The organism is Arthrobacter sp. KN11-1C, from assembly GCF_052180225.1.
GTDB lineage: Bacteria > Actinomycetota > Actinomycetes > Actinomycetales > Micrococcaceae > Arthrobacter.
The window spans coordinates 2353640-2377269 of sequence record NZ_CP197467.1 but is presented as its reverse complement, the minus strand read 5'-3'; the positions used below and the strand labels follow the sequence as shown (position 1 = coordinate 2377269).

Below are 23630 nucleotides of genomic sequence, written 5' to 3'. Positions count from 1 at the left end.
GGGACAAAATGAAAAGGTCTATTGCAGCGCTTGCACTCGCAGGAACCATCGCACTGGCTGGCACCGCTCCGGCCGTGGCAGCCACCACCTACCCGGCTCCGGGCAATGAGTACGGAACCGTTTCCGACGGCACCGTAGCTCGCGGCGAATCCATTACGTTCTCAGGAAGCGGCTACATCGCCGGCGAGACCATCAACGTCACATTCCAACGGACCGGCGGCAAGAAGGCTTCGGACGGAGGGCGGCCCGCTCCGCCCAACTTCAGCGTGAAAGCCGACGGCACCGGCGCTTTCTCCACCACCATTACCTTCACGGACGGCGGCAACTACATGATCAGCGCCGTCGGCGCCAGCTCCGGCAACACGCGCTGGGCGGCTGTGGTGGTGAATTCCGGGAACGGCGGAAGCAACAACGACGGCGGCGGGAACCACGGCGGTGGCAATCGTGGCGGCGGCAACGGCAAGGGCAACTCCGGTCTGGCTGCTGTTTCCAGCGTCACCGCCGCCGGCACCGCAATCGGCGACGCCAACAACGTTGCCGAGTCCAACCTCGTCCTGTGGTCGCTGGTCGGCGCAGGCACACTGGCCGCCACCGCAGCATCCGCAGCCGTGATTCGCCGCCGCGCCAGGAATACTGAAGCCAAGGCCTGAGCTTCAGGCAAGTAACACGTTTCGGGGGCAGGCGGCGGGGCGGATCACCGGATCGGGTTGGTTGATGCAAGGATCGGTTATGTCTCACCGCCTCATGCTCCTCGATACGGCCTCGCTGTACTTTCGGGCCTTCTTCGGCGTTCCCGATTCGATCCGCCGCGCCGACGGTACGCCGGTGAATGCCGTTCGCGGCCTGCTGGACATGATCGCGAGGCTTGCCACCGACTATGGGGCGACCCATCTGGTGGCGTGCTGGGACGATGACTGGCGTCCGCAGTGGCGGGTGGACCTCATCCCGACGTACAAGACGCATCGTGTCGCGGAGGCGGTAGAAGGCGCTCCCGACGTCGAAGTGGTGCCGGACGCGCTGCAGCTGCAGGTTCCGATGATCCGGCGGGTGCTCGGGCTCGCGGGCATCGCCGTCGTCGGGGCCGCGGGACATGAAGCCGACGACGTTATTGGCACCTATGCGAGCCACGCGGAGCTTCCTGTCGACGTCGTCACGGGAGACCGCGATCTGTTCCAAGTGGTCGACGACGCCCGCGAGGTGCGCGTCATCTACACAGCGAGAGGCATGAAGAACCTCGAAATCGTGACCGACGCCGTCGTCGTCGGCAAGTATCGCGTGCTGCCCGGGCAGTACGCCGATTTCGCGACGCTGCGCGGCGACGCCTCCGATGGGCTGCCTGGCGTGGCCGGGATCGGCGAAAAGACGGCGGCGTCGTTGCTCGCCGCATACGGCACGCTCGACGCGTTGCTCGCGGCAGCGGCGGATCCCGGCAGCGGATTGGGGGCGCCCGTGAGGTCCAAACTCGCCGCGTCCGCCGACTATCTGGCGGTCGCGCCCGTTGTTGTGAACGTCGTGCGCGACCTCGCACTGCCCACCCTCGACGAGGCGGGAGCGCGGCTGCGCCCGGTCGTCGGCGACTCGCGCCGTGAACTTGAGCGCCTGACTACGGACTGGAACCTCGGGGGCTCGGTGAAGCGATTGCTCGACGCTCTCGAACTCTGCCAGTGAGCGGGAGAAGGGCTTGAGGACAAACGCGCGGGAAAGCTACGCTGGCGGGGTTGGTGATTGCTCGGCCCGGCGTCGTTTCAAGTGAAGTTGGGAACCTGGGGTATTTTTTGGGGAGTTGCCGAAGAGCTCGGCGGTTGCCCGCGGGAGGACGTGATCGTGGTACCGGAAACAGCGGACGGTGAAAAGGCCAGTGTCGTCTTGAGGGGCGACGGACTTCTCCACCTGCGCTGGGCGCAGGGGGTCGACATTCAGGTTGACGATGCCCGGGCGGCCATGGCCAAAGTCAACGAGCTATGCCAGCAGGAGCAGTATCCAATGCTTGTAGACATGGCAAAAGTAGCTTCCGTCAGCCGAGAGGCGAGGGGCGTGTGGTCTATTCCCTGCGGCGCGTCTCGCATAGCTCTGTTAGGCACGTCGCCTGTAGACCGGGTCCTGGCGAACTTCTTCCTCGGAGTGCACGTCCCGCCTTGCCCGACCCGTTTCTTCACGTCGCGCAGCGAGGCCATGGACTGGCTTAATGCCGGTGCGTGAGCCGCGGATGTGCTTCCGGCTTCTGCCCGCCGGGATCATATGAGCCCGAAAAAGAGCGTTGAGGACCCGCGTCTGCAGTTATTGGTAGACGGCGTTGTCCGATTGGCCGCGGGTGACTTGGACGCACGCATTGAACCGTCGTCGCATCGTGACGATATCGATGCTGTCATCACGGGCGTCAATCTGCTCGCGGAGGAACTAGGCCACATCCATGCGGATCTCGAACAGCGGGTGGCCGCCCGCACGGCCATGTTGCGGCGAACGCAGGTCGAGCTGGAACAGATGGCCAAGACGGATGCTCTCACCGGCCTTGCAAACAGGACGCTGCTTACCGAGCGGATCCAAGAGGCGATCCTGTCCAGCGCGGACGACGGAAAAGCTCCGGCCGTGTTGCTGCTTGATCTGGATTCCTTCAAGGCCATCAATGACATCCTGGGCCACAGCGCCGGTGACGCCGTGCTGGTGGAGGTTGCAAAGCGACTCCGCTCCGCCGTCAGGGCCACGGACACGGTGGCCCGCCTGGGCGGGGATGAGTTCGCCATCCTTATTACGGCGGCCACCGAACAGGAGATTCTTCGAATTGCGCGCCGCGCATCGGATTATCTGCAGGACAGCATGTCTATCGGGCTGGAAACGGTGTGGGCGATGGCAAGCATCGGTGTTTGCATCGGTGCGCCGGGGTACCGGGCTGAGGCACTGATGCGCGACGCCGATATTGCGATGTATCAGGCCAAGGCGCGGGGCCGCAACAATGTCCAGCTCTTCCACCCGGACATGCTCGACGCCGTTCAGGAACGGTCGCGTATTACCGCCGAACTACGCACCGCTGTTGCCGGAGGGGAGCTGGCGCTGCTGTATCAACCGGTGGTCGAATTGGCCTCCGGCCGCGTCATCGGCGTCGAAGCCCTCGTCCGGTGGCACCACCCTGTCCGCGGAACCATCATGCCGGGCAGCTTCATTGGCATCGCAGAAGAAACCGGCTTGATCTTTGAGTTGGGACGGTGGGTGCTGCATGAAGGTGTTGCCCAAATGATGCGCTGGAGCCAAACAGATCCGGACCTGGCAGACTATTGCCTGCACATCAATCTTTCTGCCGCCGAACTGCTTCGGACAGACCTCCTGGACGACATCAGGGACACGCTGGCAAGGTACGGCGTGGAGCCTCGGCGTTTGGTCTTGGAGATCACCGAGACCGTGCTGATGGCCCGTGAGACCGGACAAGAACAGGTCCTCAGCGGACTCCGGGAGCTGGGTGTGGGGCTGCAAATTGACGACTTCGGCACGGGCTATTCGTCCATCAGCTACCTCAGGTCGCTTCCGGCGGACACAGTGAAGGTCGATCAGTCCCTCATCAAGGGCATGGAGTCGGATCCTCGGCAGCAAAAGTTCGTTTCTGCGATTCTGCAGCTGATTTTCGCTGCGGGTCTCAACGCCACCGTGGAAGGCATCGAAACCGCCGAGCAGGCGGCGCAGCTGGGGGCCATGGGTTGCCTCTACGGGCAAGGGTACTTCTATGGATATCCGGCACCGGCCGCCGACATACCGGATCAGCTCCGCCTGCCCGCGCGGCGTCTGTAGAGTTAGCGCATGTCGAAGCTTTGGGACCAGATGTTGCTTGTCCCCACCGTAGTTCGCCTTGCGTCCCGGGCACCCAGAAATCCGGACACAGCGTGGGAAGGATACTGGCGCGGAATCCGCACTACCGGGCGTTCCGGGGACGTGCTTTGGGACTCCGGTTCCACGGCCGAGCATGGTCAGTACTCCGACGCGATTGTGGCTCATTTTGATCCGGCCCTTCCGGTGGTTGACGTCGGGTGTGGCAACGGCACACACACCCGCTGGCTTGCCGGCCTGTTTCCCCGGGTCCTCGGAATCGACGTATCCAAGGGGGCGATCGAGATGGCCAGCAAGGAAGCTGAAGGCGTCCAAAACGCCGATTTCATGGTTCTGGATGCGGCGGGGGCAGGGGCCGGAGAGCTCCTGCTGCAGCGCTTGGGGCCCGCCAACGTCTTTGTCCGCGGGGTCTTCCACGTTCTGAAACCCGGCAAGCAGGCTGCCATGGCTGCCAACCTGCGGACCGTCATCGGGAACAGGGGCCGGTTGTTGCTGGCTGAAACCAACTTCCGTGGAAACAGCCTCGGTTACCTGACCGAACTCGGCGCCACCCGGCAAAGCATGCCCGTGCAGCTACGGCGCGCCTTGGAAAACCTTCCACGGCCCGGGCATTTCGGTTCCGAGGAACGGCACCGCGTCTTTTCGGACTCGGACTGGCGATTGATTGCGGACGGCCCGGTCAAGATCGAAGTGGTCCCGATGAACGCCAGCGGTCTTCCGCAGTGGGTTCCGGGATATTACGCACTCCTGTCGGGGGCGGAAGATTCGGGAACAGAGCAGTGATTTACCGCCGATAGGCAAGTTCCCCAAGATGCGGGCCCAACCTCCCCCGGCTATACACTGGGATCACCCGGGCCGAGGCAAAGTGCCGGGCTGTCGAGGGAGATCCGTGATGGCAGGTCCATTGCTCGAGACCAAACTTCACGTCCCCGGGCAACGACGCGCGCTCGTGACGCGTCCCAGGCTCAGCGACCGTTTGAGCCAGGCCGGCGAGCAAACCCTGATCCTTGTCTCAGCTCCCGCCGGCTTCGGGAAAACGACGGCGCTGACCGGGTGGTTGGCACAAGCACCCGCCGACGGCCGATCGCTCGCCTGGCTCTCGCTCGATCAGCGGGACAACGATCCCACGCTGTTCTGGACGTACCTTGTAGCAGCGCTGGACAAAGCATCGGACGGTCTCGGCGCTACAGCACTCGGAACACTCCGATCTCCGCAATCGAGTACTGAAGCCTTCCTAGCCACCCTGATCAACGAGTTACAGGCCGCCCCGAACAGATTTATCCTGGTGCTCGACGACTACCACGTCATTGAGAATCAGGACGTGCAGGAGGGCATGGCCTTTCTCGTCGATAACCTGCCTGCACAGCTTCAACTGGTCATCGCGAGCCGTGCCGATCCAGCTTTGCCGCTCCCGCGGATCAGGGCTCGAGGCAGGCTCCTTGAGGTCCGTGCCGCCGATCTCCGCTTCACCCCGGAGGAAGCTGCCGCCTACTTCAACGGCGTCATGGGACTGGGCCTTACGGCGCAGGATATCGCCGCCCTCGAAGAGCGGGCCGAGGGCTGGATCGCCGCGCTCCAGTTGGCGGCGCTCTCGATGCAGGGAAGGGACGACGTTGCCGGCTTCATCGCGGGCTTCGCAGGTGATGACCGGTACATCGTCGATTACCTCGCGGAAGAGGTACTCCAGCGCCAGCCCGACGACGTCCGGAACTTCCTGCTGCAGACTTCCATCCTGAACCGGCTCAACGGTGAACTCTGCGACGCCGTGACCGGCCAAAACACCGGAAGAGCAATGCTCGAGTCGCTCGATCGAGGGAACCTGTTTGTGGTTCCGCTCGACGACCGCCGCTGGTGGTACCGCTATCACCACCTCTTCGCGGACGTGCTACGGGCGCGTCTCTTGGACGAGCAGCCGGGCCGTATTCACGAACTGCACGAGCGCGCCAGCCTCTGGCACGAACAAGACGGCGACACTCCGGAAGCTGTCCGCCACGCAATGGCCGCCAAGGACTTCGCGCGGGCCGCGGACCTGATCGAACTCGCGATCCCTGCCATGCGCAGGGACCGCCAGGAAGCCACGCTGAGCCGCTGGCTGGAAGCGCTCCCTGGCGAACTAATACACGCACGGCCCGGGCTGGGCGTTGCTTACGCCGGGGCGCTCCTCGCAAGTGGCGAGCTCACCGGCGTCGACGCCCGCCTTGAGGAGGCAGAACAGTGGGTAGGTACGACCGCGGAAGGCGGCGACGGCGGCAACCGCACCAGTTCGATCGCGATCTACCGTGCCGCGCAGGCGCTTGCAACCGGGGACACCGCCGGGGCAATGACGCACGCGGCTACCGCGCTCGGCCTTGTCCGGAAAGACGACCATCTCGAGCGCGGAGCCGCATCCGGGCTCTTGGCGATCGGTCACTGGACGAACGGCGAACTGGAGCTAGCGCACCGCCTGTGGTCCGATTCCTATTCCAACCTTGAAAGGGCCGGGCATCACTCGGACATGCTCGGCTGCTCCATCGCCTTGGCCGACATCCGGATCACCCAAGGCCGCCTCCGCGACGCGATGGCCATCTATGAGCGGGGTCTGGAGGTCGCGCGCCGGCACCCTGAGCAACGACTACGGGGAACCGCCGACATGCACGTCGGAATGAGCATGCTCCTTCTTGAACGTGGCCAACGTGAATCCGCGAGGCAGCACCTCCTGACCAGCCAGAAGCTCGGCGAGGATGCCGCGCTGCCACAAAACGCGTATCGCTCGCGGGTCGCGATGGCCCGGGTCCTCCAAGAGGAAGGAGACATGGACGGCGCGCTCGAGCAACTCGACGATGCAGAGCGCCTCTACGTCGGCGACTTCTTTCCCGAGGTGCATCCGGTCGCGGCCGTGCGGGCGCGCACGTGGATCTCGCACCGAAAGACGTCCGACGCTCTCCGCTGGGCGCGCGAGCGCGGCATTTCTGCCGAAGATGACCTTTCGTACCTGCACGAGTTCGAGCACATCACCTTGGCCAGGGCACTCCTCGTCCAGGACGGTCCGGTGCCGTCGGAGAACCCTGTCGGGCGTGCGATCGCCCTGCTTGAACGCCTCCTTCGGGCCGCGGAAGAAGGCGGCAGGACGGGGACCGTCGTCGAACTTCTGGTTCTCACGGCACTTGCACACCAAAAAGCAGTGGACGACGGCGGGGCGCTGGAAGCGCTGGAACGCGCGGTAGCGCTCGCCGAGCCAGAGGGCTACGTTTCAGTGTTCGTCGATGAGGGTGAAGCGATGGCCAACTTGCTGGAATCGCTCGCGAAGCAGGGGAGTGCCCCAGACAACGTAGGCCGGCTCTTGGAGTTGTTCGGGACCGAAATGCGCAGCACCCCGGCACAGCAACGCTTAGTCGAGCCGCTGAGTGAACGCGAGCTGCAAGTGCTTCGGCTTCTTTCCTCGGAGCTGGGCGGCCCGGAGATCGCGCGCGAGTTGCTCGTTTCCCTCAACACTCTGCGGACCCACACCAAGAACATCTACGCCAAGCTCGGTGCGAATAACCGCCGCTCTGCCGTCCGTCGGGCCGAGGAACTGGATCTGTTGTCGCGAAAAGATCACCACATCAATCACAGGATGTGGTGATCCCCGCTCACCACATCTCCTTCTACCTTCAAAGCTAAAGGAAGTCATCCGCAAAGGCGGCTGAAATCCCCTAAGGCAGAAGGCAGAAGGAGGGGCGATGAACGTGAGATCGGTAGGCAGGGAAGACACGCCGGTCGAGTACGAAGTCCGCGTCAAAGGCCATCTTGATTCCCGCTGGGCCGCTTGGTTCGAAGGACTGAGCCTCATCAACGAACACGACGGAACCACCGTCATCCGCACGCGGACCGTGGACCAAGCCGCGCTCCACGGAATGCTGCAAAAGCTCCGCGACTTGGGGCTACCGCTCCTGGCAATCACCCAAACCGGAACCACGCAACCGGCCCGCCGGCGTCGAACACTGACCTCCCGGCGTCGAACACCCGCATCTTCATCCCCAAAGAGGACCACACCATGAAAACCATCATCCAAACCCAGACCCCAACACCTGGCCACGTCCGGATGGACCCGCTGCGGAAGACCGCGATGGTCGCAGGCATCCTGTACCTCGTGACCTTCGTCAGTTCGATCCCGGCGCTTTTCCTGATTTCCCCCGTCCTGAATGATCCGCACTACATCACGGGCCCGGGTGCCGACTCGACCGTCATCTTCGGTTGCTTTCTCGATCTCGTCAACGCACTTTCGGCGGTGGGCACCGCCGTCGCGCTGTTTCCTGTGGTCAAACGACAGAATGAGGGCATCGCGCTGGGCTTCGTCACCGCCCGGATGTTTGAAGCTGCGGTCATCGTGATCGGCGTCGTCAGTCTCCTGGCTGTTGTCACTTTGCGCCAAAACGGCGGCGCGGACCCTGCCTTGGTTCCCGTGGGCCAAGCGCTCGTTGCAGTCCGTGGCTGGACGTTCATTCTCGGACCGAGCCTGGTTCCGGGCGTGAGTGGGCTGCTGCTCGGGTACTTGATGTACCGTTCAGGGCTGGTGCCGCGGATCATTCCCCTCCTTGGGCTGATCGGCGGACCGCTGCTCCTTTCGTCGACGATCTCAACGATGTTCGGCATCAACCAAGGGATCTCGCTGTGGTCGGGACTCGCAACCTTGCCAATCTTCGTTTGGGAGTTGTCGCTGGGCATCTGGATGACGGTCAAGGGCTTCAAGCCCTCGCCCATCACCACCGGGCAAGTGCGCACCGCTTGAGGGCTATGCGGGCTATGACGACTTGGGGCGGGCGCGTACATGCATCCGCTCGCCCTGCTGCCCGAACAAGCTGATGAATTCGACGGGTTTTCCGTCGGCGCTGGCGAACCAATGGGGTGTGCGGGTGTCGAATTCCGCGGCTTCGCCAGCGCGGAGTTCGAAGTCTTTGTCGCCCAGCACCAGCCGCAGCCGTCCGTTGAGGATGTAAAGCCATTCGTAGCCTTCGTGCACACGCGGATCGGGCTCGGAGCCGCGGGCATCACCAGCGAGCACCATCTTGAAGGCCTGCAAACCACCCGGGCGGCGCGTGAGCGGAACAGCCGTCATGCCGCCATGGGTGATGGGCCTCAGGTGAATTCTCGGATCCCCGGTGGGAGGGGCGCCGACCAGATCATCAAGGGGAACACCGTACAACCGTGCCAGGGGCAGCAGGATGTCGAGGTTCGGCCTGCGTTGGCCGGATTCCAGCCGGGACAGGGTGCTGACCGATACTCCGGAGGCGGTGGACACTTCTCCGAGGGTGAGATCCCGTTCCGTACGGAGTGCCCGAAGCCGGGGCCCGACAGCTCCAAGAACATCATCAAGCTCATGTGCCATACTCTGCAGTTTGCCACAACAGCAAAGTCGTTTGCCAGTTTCCTCTCGTGAGGTCAAAGCTGGTTTGTAACCGCTGCAGAACGCTGACGGCGGACTTTCAGGACAAACGAAGGGGACATCAGTATGGACACCGCGCGGTATGACGTTGTGATCATCGGGGGCGGCGCTGCGGGACTCAGCGCCGCGACGACGCTGGGCCGCGCGTTGCGCTCGGTGCTGGTCATCGATTCCGGAGCACCCCGCAACGCGCCCGCAGCGGGCGTGCACGGTTATCTGTCGCGGGACGGCATGAGCCCGTCGGAGTTGCTGTCCATCGGACGCAGTGAAGTGGTCTCCTACGGGGGAACCGTCATTGACGGCGAAGCCGTTTCGGCACGGCGCACCATCGACGGGTTCGAAGTGATGCTCGGAGGCGCCCGCCGGTTCTCCGGCAGGCGCCTCCTCGTCACCACCGGTTTGACCGACGGCCTGCCTCCCCTCGACGGACTGCGTGAGCAATGGGGAAAGGGCGTTGTGCACTGCCCCTACTGCCATGGTTGGGAAATCCGCGGGACAAGGATTGGGGTGCTGGGCACCGGTCCGATGTCCGTCCATCAGGCATTGCTGTTCAGGCAGTGGTCCCCGGACATCACCCTTTTCCTCAATGACACGGTGGAACCCACTGACGAGGAATGGGACAAGCTCGGCGCCCGGTCCGTGACGGTCGTCGACGGCGCCGTGGCCTCTGTTGACACTGCCGACGGCGTCCTCACGGGTCTCACGCTCCTCCAGGGCTCCTCGTTCGACATCCAAGCCCTGGCTGTCGCCACAAGGATGGAAGCCAGATCCGCGCTCCTGGAATCACTCGGGCTCAGTGCCCAAGCGCATCCCACAGGGGCCGGACGGTTTATCGAGGCTGATGCCACGGGTGCGACGGCCGTCCAGGGAGTCTATGCAGCGGGCAACGTCTCCAATGTGATGGCCCAAGTCATCACCGCGGCGGCCGAGGGCGTCATGGCCGGCGCCAGGATCAACGCCGATCTGATCGAAGAAGAAACCCGGTGGGCTGTTGAGGGGCGGTTCGGTCCCTTCTCCGCGGCCTCGGAAGCCGCCGTTTCCACGATCGTGCAGCGAGAGGTTGATCACCGTCGTCGTGCCAGCGGCGTGAGTTCGTGGGCACCGTAGCTGTTGTCGTCCGGGTTGACTGTGACTCCTGGCGCTACCAGCTGGTCGATGCGGTCGAGTACGTCGGTGCTCAGCGTGATGTCCGCGGCCGGCAGGTAGGACTCGAGCTGTTCCATAGTGCGCGGCCCCACGATGGCGGCCGTGACGCCGGGGTGGTTGATCACGAACGCGATGGCCAATTCGATGAGCGTCAGGCCAGCCTGTTCGGCGAGCTGGGCCAACTCTTCGACGATGTCGAGCTTGCGCTGGTTGGCAGGGCTGCCCATGTCGAACCGGGCGCCCGGACGGGCTGCGGAGGTCGGTGCGGACGCAGAGTCTTTGCGCCAGCGCCCGGAGAGCCAGCCCCCGCTGAGCGGGCTGTAGGTGAGGGTGCCCATGCCGTGGCGCTGGACTGTCGGGAGGATGTCTTCTTCGATGCCGCGGACCAGGATCGAATAGGGCGGCTGTTCCGTGACGAACCGCTCCAGGTTCCGTTCCCGCGACGCCCACTGGGCTTCAACAATCTGGGATCCGGAGTACGACGAGGAGCCGATGTACCGCACTTTGCCTTGGCGGACGAGGTCGGTGAGCGCGCCGAGCGTTTCTTCGACGTCGGTGTCGGGGCTGGGCCGGTGGACCTGGTAGAGGTCGAGGTAGTCGGTGTTCAGGCGCCGGAGGGAATTTTCGACTTCGCGGATGATCCAGCGACGGGATCCGCCACGCTGGTTGGGGTCTTCGCTCATGGGCATGAAGAACTTGGTGGCGAGGAACACCTCGTCCCGCCGTCCTGCCAGTGCTTGTCCGACGATTTCTTCGGATGCCCCGCCCGAGTAGACGTCTGCGGTGTCGATGAAGTTGATACCGGCGTCAAGGGCATGGTGGATGATGCGGATGGCATCGGCGCGGTCGTCGTTGCCCCACGGGCCGAACATCATCGCGCCGAGGCATAAGGGGCTGAGCTGCACGCCGGTGCGGCCGAGGGAACGGTACTCCATGGTGGTTCCTTTCTCTCTGTCTAAATCTTCGGGCTGTCTTAGGCTTCGGGGATGACCATGGCGAAACGCTCCTCGCGGGCTTCGTCCGGGTCTGGACCATTGCGGTTGCCGGTGTCCAGCGAGTCAATTGCGGTGAGTTCGCCTGCACTGAGCTCGAAGTCGAACACGTCGAAGTTCTCGGCGATGCGCGCCGGGTTCGTCGATTTCGGGATGGCTGAACGGCCCTGCTGCAGGTGCCATCGAATCATGACCTGGGCCGGACTTTTCCCGTGCGCCCCTGCGATGGCTGCGATCGCGGGGTCTTCCATGACGTTCCGCCGCTCCTGGTCGCCCCATCCTGGGTAGAACGTGATCCCACCGATCGGTGACCAGGCCTGCGTGAGGATGTGGTGTCCGGCGTCGGCGGCCTGGACGTCCGGCTGGGTGAAGTAGGGGTGAAGTTCGATCTGGTTCACGGCCGGGACGACGTCGGTGGAATCCAGCAGTTGCTTCAGGTGGTGTGGCATGAAGTTGCTGACGCCGATCGCCCGCACCCGCCTGTCGGCGAGCAGGGTCTCCAGCGCCTTGTACGCTGCGATGGTTTTTTCGAACCGGTCAGGGGCAGGCTGGTGAATGATGAGCAGGTCCAGATAGTCGACACCGAGTTTGCCGGTCGCTTTGTCCCAGGCGTGGAGCGTCTGGTCGTAGCCGTAGTCGCTGACCCAGACCTTGGTCTCGATGAACACCTCCGCCCGATCCAGGCCCGAGCGGCGGACGCCCTCGCCGACCTCCCGCTCATTGCCGTACGCGGCGGCAGTGTCGATGTGCCGGTAACCGGTGGCCAGTGCGGCCTCAACGGCCGCCGTTGTTTGCTCTGGGGCGCTTTGGAAGACGCCAAGGCCCAGGGCTGGCATTGTGACGCCGTTGTTGAGTGTAAATTCCATGTCCATGCCTTTCACGGTATGCAGATGTGCGGGGTTGTGGGAGTGCACGTCAGTACCCCCTTGAAGTTGTGGTTGCGAGGATCAGCGGGCGCCTTGAAGCTGCGGCGCAGGCGCGGACTCCTGGGGTGTCCCGGAGCGGAGGGCGGCCAGGTCGGCAGGCAGGACGAGTGCAGCGGTGACGGCCAGGGCCAGGAGCAGCAGGACACTGCCGGTCGTGAGGGCGACGCTGACCTGGGCGGCCAGGTGCACGACGGCGGATCCCGTCGTCGGGACGGTCGCTGCCGCCGCGACCGCGATGCCAAGTCCAAGGCAGGTGCCCACCTGGTGGAAGGTGTTCACCACGCCTGAGGCTGCGCCCGCGTCGGCCGCCGGGGCGCCGATGATGCCGAACGAGGTCAGCGGCGCAAACGCGAGACCCTGACCCGCGCCGATGAGGACCATCGGCAAGGCCACCCCTGTCAGATAGCCGGAGTCGACACCGACACGGCTGAGCCAGAACATCCCGGCAAGGGTGACCAGCACGCCGGCCACGAGCGGAATCGAACCCGTCATCCTGCCCAGGAGCCGCGGGATGCTCATTGCGACGGCGAAGTTGACCGCGGTCATGGGCAGGAAGCCCATGCCGGCCTGCAGGGGATCGAAGCCAAGGACCTCCTGCAGGAACTGGGTGGTGAAAAAGAAGAATGCGATCATCGCGCCCAGGTACAGGAAGCGGGCGACATAGGCGCCGGTCCGGCGGCGGCTCGCGAACAGCCGCAACGGCATGATCGGCTGGGCCGCCCGGCGCTCGATCAGCACGCACGCGATGAGAAGCACGACGCCGGCGCTGACCGCGGTGATGGTGACAGGCGAGTCCCATCCGGCGTCGGCGGTGTTGATGATCGCAAACACGAGGGCGCCGACGCCGAGCGTGGCGCTGAGCGCCCCGAGCACGTCGAAACGACCCCGGGCCCGTCCGGTTTCCGGGAGGAAACGCGGTGCGAGTGCGATCATCGCGGCGCCGATGGGCACGTTGACGAAGAACCCGGCCCGCCAGGAGATCCAGTGGGCGAGCGCCCCGCCAATGACCAGGCCGAGGCTGGCGCCGATCCCTGCGGTGGCGCCGTACAAGGCCACGGCCCGGGTGCGCTCACGGCCCTCCGGGAAGCTGGCGGTGAGTAGGGAGAGTGAGGCGGGCGCAACGATCGCCGCCCCGATACCCTGCACGGCGCGGCCGGCGATCGCCCACCAACCCGCGGGTGCCAGTCCGATCAGCAGCGACGCGATTGAGAACACCACCAGCCCGAACACGAAGACCCGCCGGCGGCCGAGTAGGTCTCCCGCCCGGGCGCCCAGGAGGAGCAGGCCGCCGAAGACCAGCGTGTAGGCGTCCTGGACCCAGGAGAGCTCACCGGTGCTCAGCTGCAGATCTGCCTGCAGACTCGGCAGGGCGGTGAAGATGACCGAGTTGTCCAGCAGGATCATGAAGTAGCTGACGAGGATGATCGCCAGGATCGCTTCAGGGCGGGAAGCCGTTGCGGGTTCAGGTTTCATGTCTTCAATGCAACCTTGATTCCGGACGGGCCGGGAGTCACGGCCGTTCCGGGTAACGCCAGTGCCTCCCTCCTCCCATTGTCCTGGCGTAGCGTGGATGCCATGACACACAGCGACGATGTGCGGAAGTTCCTGACCTCCCGCCGGGCAAGGATTACGCCGGATGAGGCGGGGCTCCCCGTCTACGGCGGCAACCGGCGCGTCGCCGGGCTGCGCCGCGAGGAAGTCGCGATGCTTGCCGGCATGAGCATCGATTACTACATCCGTCTGGAGCGGGGAAACCTCTCCGGCGCCTCGGATAGTGTCCTCGAAGCCGTCGGACGCGCACTGAAGCTCGACGACGCCGAAACGGCCCACCTTTTTGACTTGGCACGCGCTGCCACTGCCTCTCCCAGGGTGCGGCGCAAGCACAGCCCGCAGACAGTGCGGCCGAGCGTGCAACGCGTCATCGACGCGATCACGGCCGCTCCGGCTTGGGTCCGCAACGACCGCGGGGACGTCCTCGCCGCCAACGAGCTGGGCCGCGCCCTGTACCTGGACATGATGGCGGAGGTGGCCACTCCGCCGAACAGCGCACGCTTCACTTTCCTGAACCCCAAAGCGCGGGAGTTCTTCGCCGACTGGGAACGCGCAGCGGACGACATCGTGGCCGTCCTTCGCTCCACCGCAGGAAAAAACCCGTACGACAAGGACCTCACGGACCTGATCGGTGAACTATCCACCCGCAGCGAGGAGTTCCGCACCCGGTGGGCCCGCCACGACGTGAAATACCACCGCGCCGGCCGCAAACACCTTCACCACCCCATCGTGGGCGACTTGGATTTGAGCTTTGAAGCATTGGAACTCCCTGCCGATCCGGGACTGCGGATCAACGTCTATACGGCAGACCCCGGGACACCCTCCGAGGATGCGCTGAAAGTCCTCGCCAGCTGGGCCGCCACCCAGCGCGACACCGCACAAGTAGCGGTCAAAGAGAAGAAGTGAACGCAGCTGCGGGATTTACGAGGCTAAGCGCTCACGCGTCTTGTGATTAGGGAGGGTCGCTTCGACGCCACGTTGGGGCTGGTTGATCTCGGCCCACACCCCATCGAGGGAGAGCCCCAGGACCTCGGCGATCGCAGCGATGGTCGGGAAGGCAGGGGTCGCTACGCGGCCCGTCTCGATCTTCCGGAGGGTTTCCGGTGAGACATGCGCATCGAGGGCGATATCGAGAATCGAGCGCTGGCCCCTGGCGCCACGCAACAGGGCACCGAGGCGCTGTCCGCGCTCTACCTCTTCGAATGTGAGCGGCAATCTAACCATGGCTCCGATTATACCGGGATAATATGACCGGTATAGTTATTGGATGATTGAGATTCTGAACGCCACCGAACTGGCCCGCGCAAAAGAGACAGGCGCGCTGGTCGCTGACATCCTGCAGGCGCTGAAGAGCCGCGCCACGGTCGGCACGAACCTGCTGGACATCGACCGGTGGGCCAAGGCCATGATCGTCGAGGCCGGTGCGCTGTCCTGTTACGTCGACTACGCGCCATCCTTCGGTCGTGGACCGTTCGGCCACTACATCTGCACGGGTGTCAACGACGCCGTGCTCCACGGACTGCCACGCAACTACTCGCTTGCCGACGGCGACCTGTTGACCCTCGACCTCGCCGTTTCCAAGGGTGGAGTCGCCGCTGACTCTGCCATCAGTTTCATCGTGGGGGACTCCCGGCCCCCGGCGAGCGTCGCGATGATCGGCGCCACCGAGCGCGCGTTGAGCGCAGGGATAGCCGCCGCCGTGCCGGGGGCCCGCATCGGCGACATCTCCCATGCCATCGGCTCCGTCCTGAGCGAGGCGGGGTACCCGATCAACACCGAGTTCGGGGGTCACGGCATCGGATCGACGATGCATCAGGACCCGCACATTCCGAACACCGGACGGCCCGGACGCGGATATGAACTGCGTCCCGGGCTGCTGCTGGCACTCGAGCCGTGGGTCATGGCGGACACCGCCGAACTCATCACGGACGCGGACGGGTGGACGCTCCGAAGTGCGACAGGCTGCCGGACAGCCCACAGTGAGCACACGATCGCCATCACCGACGACGGGGCTGAAATCCTTACGATGACGACTCAGGCGCACTCGAAGTGAGGCGAGCCTGCGACCCGTTGACGAGGCTTCTTGCCCGGACCTAGCATGGCGTTGTTGGCGCATGAAGCTCTCGGTCATGAGCGGAGGAGGAGCTGAAATGGCGGCTCCGGCGATCATCGATTACGGCGCGGTCACCGTTGCGGCGATGACGCCAATCGGGACAGTGGAAAGGCCCTGTCTCCGTAAACGAGCACGCCAATGAACGCTGAGCAGGCTTCGGGACCGTTGCGTCCGACATTCATGATGCGTACGTTGGTGCGCGGCCTCGCCTGGGACGTGGGGGCGCCGCTGGCTGTCTACTACGTCCTGCACCTGGCCGGTGCCACGGACTGGGCTGCGCTGTTGGCGGCCACGGCGGCGGCTGGCTGCCGGCTGTTGTGGACAGCCTTCAAGCGACACTCCCTGAACCCGTTTGCGATGCTGATGGTCATCGTCTTCGGACTCGGTCTGGTTCTGTCCTTCCTCACCGGTGACCCGCGGTTTCTGCTGCTCAAGGATTCGGCAATCACCGGTGGCATGGGAATTTCGTTCCTGGTTCTGGCCGGGCTGGGACATCCCCTGACTTTGGACGCAGCCAAGACGTGGAGACCGGAGCGCGCAGCGGAAATGGATCGGGATTTCCACAGTAATCCGGCCGCGCACCGCTGGCACCTGAAGGTCTCCGCCGGTTGGGGTGCGGGACTGATTGCCGAAGCCGGCACGCGGGCCGTCCTGGTCTATTTGCTGCCCATTGATGTCATGGTGGGGCTTTCCGCCGCCCTGGCAGTGATCGCTTTCGCCGCCCTCATCGCCTGGACTGTCTGGGACCGGAAACGTCGGCAAGCAGCGTGGTCGTCCTGACGGCTTTGCGTCGTTGTGCGCCGGATCGACCACAATAGCTCCATGACACATACCAGCAGGCGCTTGCCACGGCTTGAGGACGTGGCGGAACGGGCCGGGGTTTCGCACCAGACCGTGTCCAGGGTGATCAATGACCATCCGAACGTCAGCAAGGGCACCCGGGAGCGTGTCGAGGCGGCCATTGCCGAGTTGGGTTACCGGCGCAATACTGCTGCGCGGAGCCTCGTGACCCGCCGTTCCCGGACCATCGGGGTCCTGGCGAGCGAGCTGGCGCAATACGGCCCGGCGAACACCTTGCTGGGCGTCGAACAGGCCGCGAGGGATGCCGGGTATTTCGTCAGCATCGCGGCCTTGAGGTCGGTCAGCCGCGAGGCGATCCTTGACGCGGTCCGGCATTTCCTGGACCAGTCCGTGGACGGGATCGTGGTGATCGTGCCGCGTTCGGACACCCTGGTGGCGTTGGCGGAAATGAACCCCGGGGTTCCCGTGGTGGCCGTGGGATCGCTGGGCGACGCCTCCGTCGGCGGAGCCATGGTGGACCAGAAGCGCGGCGCGGAATTAGCCGTCAAGCATCTGGTCGAGCAAGGACATCGCCGGATCGGGCACGTGGCCGGCCCGCAGGACTGGATCGACGGCGTGGCCCGGGCCGAAGGGTGGAGTGCGGCCTTGCAGGCGGCCGGCCTTGAGGACGACTTGCTGGTGGTGGGGGACTGGAGCGCCGGCAGCGGCTATGAGATCGGCAGGAAACTTGCCGGTGAAAGGACAGCGACGGCGCTTTTTGTGGGCAATGACCAGATGGCGTTGGGCATGCTGCGTGCGTTCAACGAAGCCGGTGTCCGCGTGCCCGGGGATGTTTCGGTGGTGGGTTTCGATGACCAGCCGGAATCGGGGTTTTTCTCGCCGCCGTTGACCACGGTGCGCCAAGACTTCGAGGAACTCGGGCGGCGCTGCATGGACCTCGTGCTGCGCGGGATCGAGGGCGGGGAAAGCATCGGCGCCACCGTGGTGGGGCCGGAGCTCGTGGTGCGCCAAAGCACGTCGGCCCCCGCCTGAGCGCCCCGGGGCAGCCACGGCGCTCGGGTACGTTTCCGGTTCATGCCAGGACGGTGTCAGCCCTCGTAGTGGCGGCTGGTTGCTTGCCGGGCCAGTTCTACCGCGGTGGCGCTCATCTCCTCGGAGAGTTTCAGCACGTCGTACATGCCACCTACATTCCGGTCTCCGCTGTTGGCAGTGATCCGGGTCCCGCCGACGATCTCTTCAATCCGAAAATGGAGGCCGGTCACCGATTTCAGATATCGAGCGGCGTCCTTGTGGGACCAGGTTCCTCCCCTCCATTCACGGTTTATCTCGACCCATACGTCTTGGCCTGCCGTCGTTACGCTCAGCCCGGGCTGACGGAAGACGCGGGCCAAGGACTCCAAAGCGAATTCGAGCGTCAACGTGGTGGTCCATTGTTCCGTGTGTTGGAAGCGCTCGGCAACGGTCCTGAACTGCAGCAGAGTCCACAAGCCAACCATGTTCGGCAACAACGCCGCTGTGACAAGTGCCTTGGCGCCCTCTGTGAATCCCCAGGCGACCGCAGCGGTTCCGGCCGCGGCAATAGCGGCCAGCGCAATACGCCGAGCCCGCCCGGGAGCCATCACCATTTGAGCTGCCTTGCGCCGGCCGCTGACGAGATAGATGCCTGCGCCCAGTGTGAACAGCGCCTGGATTCCGTACAAGGCATCCAGCGGAATATCAGACCAATGCTCGCGGCCGGACGCGAAAACCATGAACAGCGAGAGGACCGCCAAGGCCATGATGACGAGTCCCCCGCAGATCCGGATCCGTTTATCGCGCGCCGAAGGCTGCATCACTACATGTCAGCACGTGGCACTGAACTTGTCCACGTGCTTTGGACGCGATTGCTGGCAAGCCAAGGCCGATCCGGATCCTAGCTCGAGGAACTACCCTTGCTCCGAACGGCATGCCGCTTCCGCCGCGACTGGCTAGGGGCTACTGTTTGTTCAATTCAGCCAAATAGGCGTGTGGGGGGCAACGATGATGGTGTCAAAAGTCCGGAGAGGCGTAATACGGCGGGACCGTTGCATGGAAGGCCGTCCGGTGCGGTCCGCCGCAGCTACGGCCACGGCGGTCCTGCTGATAGCCGGTCTGAGCGGGTGTTCCTACTCGCCACAATCCGAGACAACCCCGGCAGCGCTGAATGGCGCCTCATCGACAGTGGCTGACCTCCAGCAAGTCATGGGGCTCAAGCCCGCTGGAACGGTACTTGACGGATCGGGAGGACTTGCCGGCCCGCCATCTGCGTTCGCAGTCGGGTATAACGCCCTCGACAGTGGGGATTACTCGGTGACCGCGGCATGCATAGGCGCACCGCAGGCTTTGCTGACAGTTTCCCAGCAAGGCTCGAGCAGCAGCTCCAAGGTGAGTGTTTCGTTTTCATGCGGGAGCCCACACACAGAACAGATGCACTTTGTGGTTGGGCCTGTGTCGGCTCAGGTCGCTCTCCCCACGGGAACCGTCGGGTCGTCGGACGCCCGTGCCGAGATCAGGATCACGAAGCACTCAATCGGGTGAAAGTGCCCCGGAAAGCCTTCCTTCGGGTGCCAAACGGCGGCACCATGAAGGAGAGCAGAACCCGTCCAACGACCGAAGGGAGAGACCGGGCGTGGATGAGCAGAAATCCCCTGGACGTCGAAGATTCCCAGGGTGGGAAGTCGGGCCGGCGGCGGTCGGACTGGGGCTGGTAGCCCACCTGGTCTCAGGTGGCGTATCTCCCGGAGCCCCGGTGCTGATCGCATTGACGGCTCTGCTGAGCATGTGCGCCTCATTGGTGTCCCGGATATATCTGCCGAACTGGTTGTTGCTCGTCCTCTGCGGCGTGACCCAGCAGGTTCTGCATCTGGCTTTCGACCGGCTCTCCGGAAACTTCTCGATCCTGGCACCTGCCCAGCATCAGCACGGGGTGACGGGATTGCAGCCTGGGCAGTTGACCGCGGTGCCCTTCGTTTCGTCCGGGCACTCACCGGATTTGATGCTGGACACGCACGTTGCCGCTGCCTTGCTGACCGCCCTGATAGTCGCCCGGGCGGACATATCGGTTACGCGGGCGTTGGCCTTGTTGCATCGCACGCCTTCCGGAGGTCCAAGCAGAGCCCATCGAGGGGCTCCTTGAGCCAATCTTTTACTGTTGTGGCTGCCACCCCATGTGCATCCAGCTGGACTGAGTACCATGAGCCCTACATCCACGCCGGACGCTCCCGGACCATCATCAATCCGGTTCAAGCGCCCGGCATCAGCCGGAGAACTCGACAGGACGGAATACAGCCATGCTCCTGAAAGACAAGACAGTCATAGTGACGGGCGGCAACAGTGGAATCGGTGAAGCGATCGTGCTCGCCGCAGCGGCCGAGGGCGCCAACATTGTCATCGACTACGTAGCGCACCCCGAAGAGACCTCATCCCTGATCGCCCGCGTCGAGGAGGCTGGCGGGAAGGCTGTCGGACTCGAAGCGGACATCAGCTCGCTCTCGGGTTTGCAGGCTCTCGTGCAAAAGGCAGTCGAAGCCTTCGGCAGCTTGGATGTACTCGTTAACAACGCAGGGATCGAAACCCGGACCTCCGTGCTGGAAACCACGGAGGAGCAGTACCAGAAAGTACTCGACATCAACCTCAAGAGCGCGTTCTTCGGCACCCAACTCGCGGCGAAGCAGTTCATCCTCCAAGGCAGTGGCGGGGTGATCTTGAATATTTCCTCCGTCCACGAGGATTGGCCGATGCCCGGCAACACCGCCTATTGCGTGTCGAAAGGCGGGATGAGGATGCTCACTCGCACGGCCGGTGTTGAACTTGGCGAGCACGGCATCCGCGTCCTCAACCTTTGCCCCGGCGCGGTGGAAACTCCCATCAATGCCTCCACCATGGCAGATGCCGGGAAGCTGAAGTCCCTGAATGCGGCCATACCGCTCGGACGCATGGCAAAGCCGGAAGAAATCGCCCGCATGGCCGTTGTCCTTGCCTCCGACACGTCCGCCTATGTGACCTCGACTTCCGTCTTCGTCGATGGCGGCATCATGCAGGGGAGCGTCGGCCTGTGAACGCGCACTCCACGGACGCAGGTGACGCGTACGACGTCGTCGTCATTGGTAGCGGACCCGCAGGCGGCACACTTGCCGGCAGGCTGGCCAGGACCGGCAAGCGGATCCTGCTTCTGGAACGAGGCGACTACCTCAAGCGCGAGCGGGCCAACTGGGACTCCCAGGAGGTGTTCGCCAAGGGCCGCTACACAGCAGCCGAAACCTTCTATGACCGGACCGGCAAACCGTTCCATCCGGGGTTGCACTATTACGTAGGCGGCAATTCGAAGGTCTACGGGGCCGCGCTTTTCAGGCTGACCCCCGCGGACTTCGGACAAATCCGCCACCACGGCGGCATCTCGCCGGCATGGCCCATCAGCTATGCAGATCTCGAACCCTACTATGTCCAGGCCGAACACCAGTTCATGGTCCACGGCCTGCACGGCGAGGACCCCTTCGCCGGGCCGTCAAGCCGTGACTACGCGCACCCGCCAGTGAAGCACGAACCACGGATCCAGGAACTCTCCGACGGGCTCGAAAGACTTGGACTCCACCCTTTCCACCTGCCCCTGGGCATCAATCTGGACCAAAACCCGGACGGCACTGCCGCGGTCGGTTCCGCGTGCATCCGCTGCGACCGGGTTGACGGCTTCCCTTGCCTCCTGGGCGCCAAGTCCGATGCGGAAACCGCCGCCGTGAGCCCGGCACTGGCCGCGCACCCGAACCTGACCCTGATCACCCGGGCCACCGTCCAGCGCCTCACAACCGATGAGGCCGGCCGCACCATCACGGGCGTCCACGCAACCATGGAGGACGGAAGCGCCCGAACCTTCGTCGGAGACATCGTGGTCCTTTCCGCCGGATCGATCCTTTCATCGGTGCTGCTGCTTCAGTCAGCCAACGAGAGGCACCCCCGCGGGCTGGCGAACAGCTCCGACGTCGTGGGCAGGCACTACATGCGGCATAACAACGTCGGTTTGATGGCCGTGTCCAAAGACCCCAATCCCACCGTGTTCCAGAAAACACTGGCCCTGAACGACTTCTACGGTTCCAGCGCGGAATGGGAGTATCCGATGGGGAATGTCCAGATGCTGGGAAAATCGGACGACTGGCAGATCAAAGCCGAAGCGCCCAAGCCGTTCGGGCTTGGACCGTCCGCAGCCTTCGGGGCCGTCGCATCGCATGCGCTCGACTTCTGGTTGGCTGGGGAAGACCTTCCCTTGCCCGAGAGCCGGGTGACGCTGCGCGCCAACGGGTCCGTGCAGCTGGCACTTCAGCCCGACAACAACACCGAGGGCGTCAAACGACTACGGAAAGCCTTCGACGCCGTTCTGAACAGACTCGATGCACGTTCGACTTCCTTCGCACGCAGCATCTACCCCCACAAGGACATGGATATCGCAGCCACCGCCCATCAGGCCGGAACTGTCCGCTTCGGATCCGACCCCGCGGCTGCAGCCCTGGATCTGGACTGCAAAGCCTACGACCTTGACAACCTCTACGTCGTTGATGGCAGTTTCATGCCCTCCATCGGCGCGGTGAATCCGACTTTGACCATCATCGCCAACGCTTTGCGCGTCGCCGACCGTATAGCCGAGCGCATCCTCTAAGGTGCCGGGGTCCAGTCAACCCCGCCGTCGGCGGTGGTATACCGGGTGGTGAGCGTGGTGCAGCCGGTCTTCCCGGCAGTGCAGGTGGTCTTGGTCGCGTCGGCGAGGCCTCTGGCTGAGTCCCGGAACCGGATGCTGAGCGTATTCGCCCCTAAGGGGATCCCCGACGTCGCGATTGGCTGGAATCGGGCGTCGGCGGTGACCTTGAGCAGCTGCGCGGCGCTGGCCGCGATGACGGCGTTACCGCCGTAGCTGCTGGCGAGGCCATTGAGCGGCCCGGGAGCGATGTTCGGCAGGTCCGCCGAGGCGCCCTTGGCGAACGTGGCGCCGTCGTGCGTCACGTAGGCGGTCGCGGTGCTGCCTGCTCCGCTCGGTGCAAGAGCGACGGCTGCCACCCCGCTGCCCAGTTGCAGCAGCGAGACCGACGGCGAACCCTGATACCCCGGCGGCGGCATCGATCCTTGGACGCTTGGGCTGAGGTCGGTGAAGGAATGCCCGTTATCGGTGCTCGACCACACGTGGGTGTCCATCGCTCCGCCGCTGACGAGCAGGGCGGACCCGGCCCAGGCCGCATGCGATGCCTGGCCGGGTAGGGACACCCGCTGCAGGGCACCGCCCGACGTCGAGACGTAAGCGGCCGTATAGCTCGACACCGTCGCGCCTCCCTCATGTGGCGGTCCGACGATCCAGTGCTTGCCATCACCGGACAGCGACACGTCGACGTACGGCACCGGCGTCGCCAGCTCAACGTGGTTGTTCGTCCAGCTGGCGCCCGAATCGGAGCTGTGGGCCACTACCAAGGTGCTGCCCTGCAACCCCGCCTCCACGATGACCGATCCGGCCTGGGCTATCGAGCGTCCCGCGCTCGGCGCCACTGGAAACGTGACATCCCGCCACAGTGCCGCTGCGCCAAGCGGGATTGTCGATCCGATCAGCCTGATCGGATCGCCCGGGACACCGGAAGGGCTCGACGGCGGCGGCGAACCCGGACTCGATGGAGCCTGGGAAGCGAGCAGGTTGCCGGGACCGGGAGGAGATGGCAGCAGGCTGTCGACCCGGGCCCACGGCTGAATGATCAGGAACGCGGCTGCGATCGTGGCTGCCGCAGCCATCCCGGCCACGGCTGTGAAGCGCCTTTTTGCGGAGGGGCGTCCGGGCCTGGCTTTCGTCTCGACTGCGCGCATGCGCTTCTCCGTCCCTGGCTCAGCCCGGGCAGCGAGCC

At 64.5% G+C, this 23630-nt stretch carries 23 protein-coding genes; 16 read left to right on the top strand and 7 right to left on the bottom strand.

Annotated elements, in window-relative coordinates; translation table 11 throughout:
- Positions 1–8 precede the first annotated feature (8 nt).
- The 8 genes from ACSBOX_RS11170 (at position 9) to ACSBOX_RS11135 (ending at position 8560) form a co-directional block, all read left to right on the top strand.
- Complete coding sequence (locus tag ACSBOX_RS11170) at positions 9–650, top strand: hypothetical protein (RefSeq protein WP_442542504.1); 642 nt, start codon at positions 9–11, stop codon at positions 648–650.
- A gap of 79 nt (positions 651–729) precedes the next feature.
- A complete protein-coding gene (locus tag ACSBOX_RS11165) occupies positions 730–1668 on the top strand; it encodes a 5'-3' exonuclease (RefSeq protein ID WP_442542503.1) in 939 nt (312 codons plus the stop codon).
- An 81-nt stretch (positions 1669–1749) separates the two neighbouring features.
- Positions 1750–2199, top strand: a complete 450-nt coding sequence (locus ACSBOX_RS11160; protein ID WP_442542502.1) for a DUF7793 family protein — start codon at positions 1750–1752, stop codon at positions 2197–2199.
- A gap of 39 nt (positions 2200–2238) precedes the next feature.
- Positions 2239–3777, top strand: coding sequence for a putative bifunctional diguanylate cyclase/phosphodiesterase (locus ACSBOX_RS11155; RefSeq protein WP_442542501.1), 1539 nt, complete (start codon positions 2239–2241; stop codon positions 3775–3777).
- 9 nt (positions 3778–3786) lie between these two features.
- Positions 3787–4596: a class I SAM-dependent methyltransferase gene (locus ACSBOX_RS11150; RefSeq protein WP_442542500.1), complete on the top strand. Its 810-nt coding sequence runs from the start codon at positions 3787–3789 to the stop codon at positions 4594–4596.
- Positions 4597–4705: 109 nt separating this feature from the next.
- A complete protein-coding gene (locus ACSBOX_RS11145) occupies positions 4706–7414 on the top strand; it encodes a LuxR C-terminal-related transcriptional regulator (protein WP_442542499.1) in 2709 nt (902 codons plus the stop codon).
- A gap of 97 nt (positions 7415–7511) precedes the next feature.
- Positions 7512–7829, top strand: a complete 318-nt coding sequence (locus ACSBOX_RS11140; RefSeq protein ID WP_442542498.1) for a hypothetical protein — start codon at positions 7512–7514, stop codon at positions 7827–7829.
- Positions 7826–8560, top strand: a complete 735-nt coding sequence (locus ACSBOX_RS11135) for a DUF4386 domain-containing protein (protein WP_442542497.1) — start codon at positions 7826–7828, stop codon at positions 8558–8560. The genes ACSBOX_RS11140 and ACSBOX_RS11135 overlap by 4 nt, the downstream gene beginning before the upstream one ends.
- Positions 8561–8572: 12 nt before the next feature.
- On the opposite strand, the gene ACSBOX_RS11130 is transcribed toward ACSBOX_RS11135, so the two are convergent.
- Positions 8573–9157 carry a helix-turn-helix domain-containing protein gene (locus ACSBOX_RS11130; RefSeq protein WP_442542496.1) on the bottom strand — a complete coding sequence of 195 codons (585 nt, stop codon included), beginning with the start codon at positions 9155–9157 and terminating at the stop codon, positions 8573–8575.
- A gap of 123 nt (positions 9158–9280) precedes the next feature.
- Here ACSBOX_RS11130 and ACSBOX_RS11125 point away from each other — a divergent pair, with 123 nt between their 5' ends.
- Positions 9281–10321, top strand: a complete 1041-nt coding sequence (locus ACSBOX_RS11125; protein ID WP_442542495.1) for an NAD(P)/FAD-dependent oxidoreductase — start codon at positions 9281–9283, stop codon at positions 10319–10321.
- On the opposite strand, the gene ACSBOX_RS11120 is transcribed toward ACSBOX_RS11125, so the two are convergent.
- From ACSBOX_RS11120 to ACSBOX_RS11110, 3 genes are all read right to left on the bottom strand, one after another.
- Entirely contained in the window at positions 10279–11295 is a 1017-nt protein-coding gene (locus tag ACSBOX_RS11120) for an aldo/keto reductase (RefSeq protein WP_442542494.1), read from the bottom strand. The two genes, ACSBOX_RS11125 and ACSBOX_RS11120, sit on opposite strands and share 43 nt — an antisense overlap.
- A 38-nt stretch (positions 11296–11333) precedes the next feature.
- Positions 11334–12218 (bottom strand): aldo/keto reductase, encoded by an 885-nt coding sequence (locus ACSBOX_RS11115; protein WP_442546019.1) that lies wholly within the window; start codon positions 12216–12218, stop codon positions 11334–11336.
- 81 nt (positions 12219–12299) lie between these two features.
- A complete protein-coding gene (locus ACSBOX_RS11110) occupies positions 12300–13751 on the bottom strand; it encodes an MFS transporter (protein ID WP_442542493.1) in 1452 nt (483 codons plus the stop codon).
- Positions 13752–13853: 102 nt separating this feature from the next.
- Here ACSBOX_RS11110 and ACSBOX_RS11105 point away from each other — a divergent pair, with 102 nt between their 5' ends.
- Positions 13854–14735, top strand: coding sequence for a helix-turn-helix transcriptional regulator (locus ACSBOX_RS11105; RefSeq protein ID WP_442542492.1), 882 nt, complete (start codon positions 13854–13856; stop codon positions 14733–14735).
- A 15-nt stretch (positions 14736–14750) separates the two neighbouring features.
- Here ACSBOX_RS11105 and ACSBOX_RS11100 read toward each other — a convergent pair whose 3' ends face one another.
- Positions 14751–15053: a helix-turn-helix domain-containing protein gene (locus tag ACSBOX_RS11100; RefSeq protein ID WP_442542491.1), complete on the bottom strand. Its 303-nt coding sequence runs from the start codon at positions 15051–15053 to the stop codon at positions 14751–14753.
- Between the two features lie 43 nt (positions 15054–15096).
- Between ACSBOX_RS11100 and map the strand changes: the two genes are divergently transcribed.
- The 3 genes from map (at position 15097) to ACSBOX_RS11085 (ending at position 17775) form a co-directional block, all read left to right on the top strand.
- Complete coding sequence (gene map / locus ACSBOX_RS11095) at positions 15097–15882, top strand: type I methionyl aminopeptidase (RefSeq protein ID WP_442542490.1); 786 nt, start codon at positions 15097–15099, stop codon at positions 15880–15882.
- Between the two features lie 198 nt (positions 15883–16080).
- A complete protein-coding gene (locus tag ACSBOX_RS11090; RefSeq protein ID WP_442542489.1) occupies positions 16081–16722 on the top strand; it encodes a VC0807 family protein in 642 nt (213 codons plus the stop codon).
- 42 nt (positions 16723–16764) lie between these two features.
- Positions 16765–17775, top strand: coding sequence for a LacI family DNA-binding transcriptional regulator (locus ACSBOX_RS11085; RefSeq protein ID WP_442542488.1), 1011 nt, complete (start codon positions 16765–16767; stop codon positions 17773–17775).
- 56 nt (positions 17776–17831) lie between these two features.
- Here the strand turns inward: ACSBOX_RS11085 and ACSBOX_RS11080 are convergent, their stop codons facing one another.
- On the bottom strand, positions 17832–18575 hold the full coding sequence (locus ACSBOX_RS11080) for a hypothetical protein (protein ID WP_442542487.1): 744 nt from the start codon (positions 18573–18575) through the stop codon (positions 17832–17834).
- Between the two features lie 815 nt (positions 18576–19390).
- Between ACSBOX_RS11080 and ACSBOX_RS11075 the strand changes: the two genes are divergently transcribed.
- The 3 genes from ACSBOX_RS11075 (at position 19391) to ACSBOX_RS11065 (ending at position 22408) form a co-directional block, all read left to right on the top strand.
- Complete coding sequence (locus ACSBOX_RS11075; RefSeq protein WP_442542486.1) at positions 19391–19897, top strand: hypothetical protein; 507 nt, start codon at positions 19391–19393, stop codon at positions 19895–19897.
- 154 nt (positions 19898–20051) lie between these two features.
- Positions 20052–20819: a glucose 1-dehydrogenase gene (locus ACSBOX_RS11070; protein WP_442542485.1), complete on the top strand. Its 768-nt coding sequence runs from the start codon at positions 20052–20054 to the stop codon at positions 20817–20819.
- The gene (locus ACSBOX_RS11065) at positions 20816–22408 is read left to right on the top strand and encodes a GMC family oxidoreductase (RefSeq protein WP_442542484.1); all 1593 of its coding nucleotides are present in this window, start codon (positions 20816–20818) and stop codon (positions 22406–22408) included. The genes ACSBOX_RS11070 and ACSBOX_RS11065 overlap by 4 nt, the downstream gene beginning before the upstream one ends.
- Here the strand turns inward: ACSBOX_RS11065 and ACSBOX_RS11060 are convergent.
- Complete coding sequence (locus ACSBOX_RS11060; protein WP_442542483.1) at positions 22405–23592, bottom strand: hypothetical protein; 1188 nt, start codon at positions 23590–23592, stop codon at positions 22405–22407. The genes ACSBOX_RS11065 and ACSBOX_RS11060 overlap by 4 nt on opposite strands.
- Positions 23593–23630 lie beyond the last annotated feature (38 nt).

Coding starts and splice junctions, on each gene's coding strand:
- ACSBOX_RS11100 (WP_442542491.1), bottom strand. CDS start 15,053: ATGGTTAGATTGCCGCTCACATTCGAAGAGGTAGAGCGCGGACAGCGC.
- ACSBOX_RS11130 (WP_442542496.1), bottom strand. CDS start 9,157: ATGGCACATGAGCTTGATGATGTTCTTGGAGCTGTCGGGCCCCGGCTT.
- ACSBOX_RS11120 (WP_442542494.1), bottom strand. CDS start 11,295: ATGGAGTACCGTTCCCTCGGCCGCACCGGCGTGCAGCTCAGCCCCTTA.
- ACSBOX_RS11105 (WP_442542492.1), top strand. CDS start 13,854: ATGACACACAGCGACGATGTGCGGAAGTTCCTGACCTCCCGCCGGGCA.
- ACSBOX_RS11085 (WP_442542488.1), top strand. CDS start 16,765: ATGACACATACCAGCAGGCGCTTGCCACGGCTTGAGGACGTGGCGGAA.
- ACSBOX_RS11070 (WP_442542485.1), top strand. CDS start 20,052: ATGCTCCTGAAAGACAAGACAGTCATAGTGACGGGCGGCAACAGTGGA.
- ACSBOX_RS11135 (WP_442542497.1), top strand. CDS start 7,826: ATGAAAACCATCATCCAAACCCAGACCCCAACACCTGGCCACGTCCGG.
- ACSBOX_RS11090 (WP_442542489.1), top strand. CDS start 16,081: ATGAACGCTGAGCAGGCTTCGGGACCGTTGCGTCCGACATTCATGATG.
- ACSBOX_RS11150 (WP_442542500.1), top strand. CDS start 3,787: ATGTCGAAGCTTTGGGACCAGATGTTGCTTGTCCCCACCGTAGTTCGC.
- ACSBOX_RS11080 (WP_442542487.1), bottom strand. CDS start 18,575: ATGCAGCCTTCGGCGCGCGATAAACGGATCCGGATCTGCGGGGGACTC.
- ACSBOX_RS11170 (WP_442542504.1), top strand. CDS start 9: ATGAAAAGGTCTATTGCAGCGCTTGCACTCGCAGGAACCATCGCACTG.
- ACSBOX_RS11110 (WP_442542493.1), bottom strand. CDS start 13,751: ATGAAACCTGAACCCGCAACGGCTTCCCGCCCTGAAGCGATCCTGGCG.
- ACSBOX_RS11155 (WP_442542501.1), top strand. CDS start 2,239: ATGAGCCCGAAAAAGAGCGTTGAGGACCCGCGTCTGCAGTTATTGGTA.
- ACSBOX_RS11165 (WP_442542503.1), top strand. CDS start 730: ATGTCTCACCGCCTCATGCTCCTCGATACGGCCTCGCTGTACTTTCGG.
- ACSBOX_RS11115 (WP_442546019.1), bottom strand. CDS start 12,218: ATGGAATTTACACTCAACAACGGCGTCACAATGCCAGCCCTGGGCCTT.
- ACSBOX_RS11125 (WP_442542495.1), top strand. CDS start 9,281: ATGGACACCGCGCGGTATGACGTTGTGATCATCGGGGGCGGCGCTGCG.
- ACSBOX_RS11060 (WP_442542483.1), bottom strand. CDS start 23,592: ATGCGCGCAGTCGAGACGAAAGCCAGGCCCGGACGCCCCTCCGCAAAA.
- map (WP_442542490.1), top strand. CDS start 15,097: ATGATTGAGATTCTGAACGCCACCGAACTGGCCCGCGCAAAAGAGACA.
- ACSBOX_RS11140 (WP_442542498.1), top strand. CDS start 7,512: ATGAACGTGAGATCGGTAGGCAGGGAAGACACGCCGGTCGAGTACGAA.
- ACSBOX_RS11145 (WP_442542499.1), top strand. CDS start 4,706: ATGGCAGGTCCATTGCTCGAGACCAAACTTCACGTCCCCGGGCAACGA.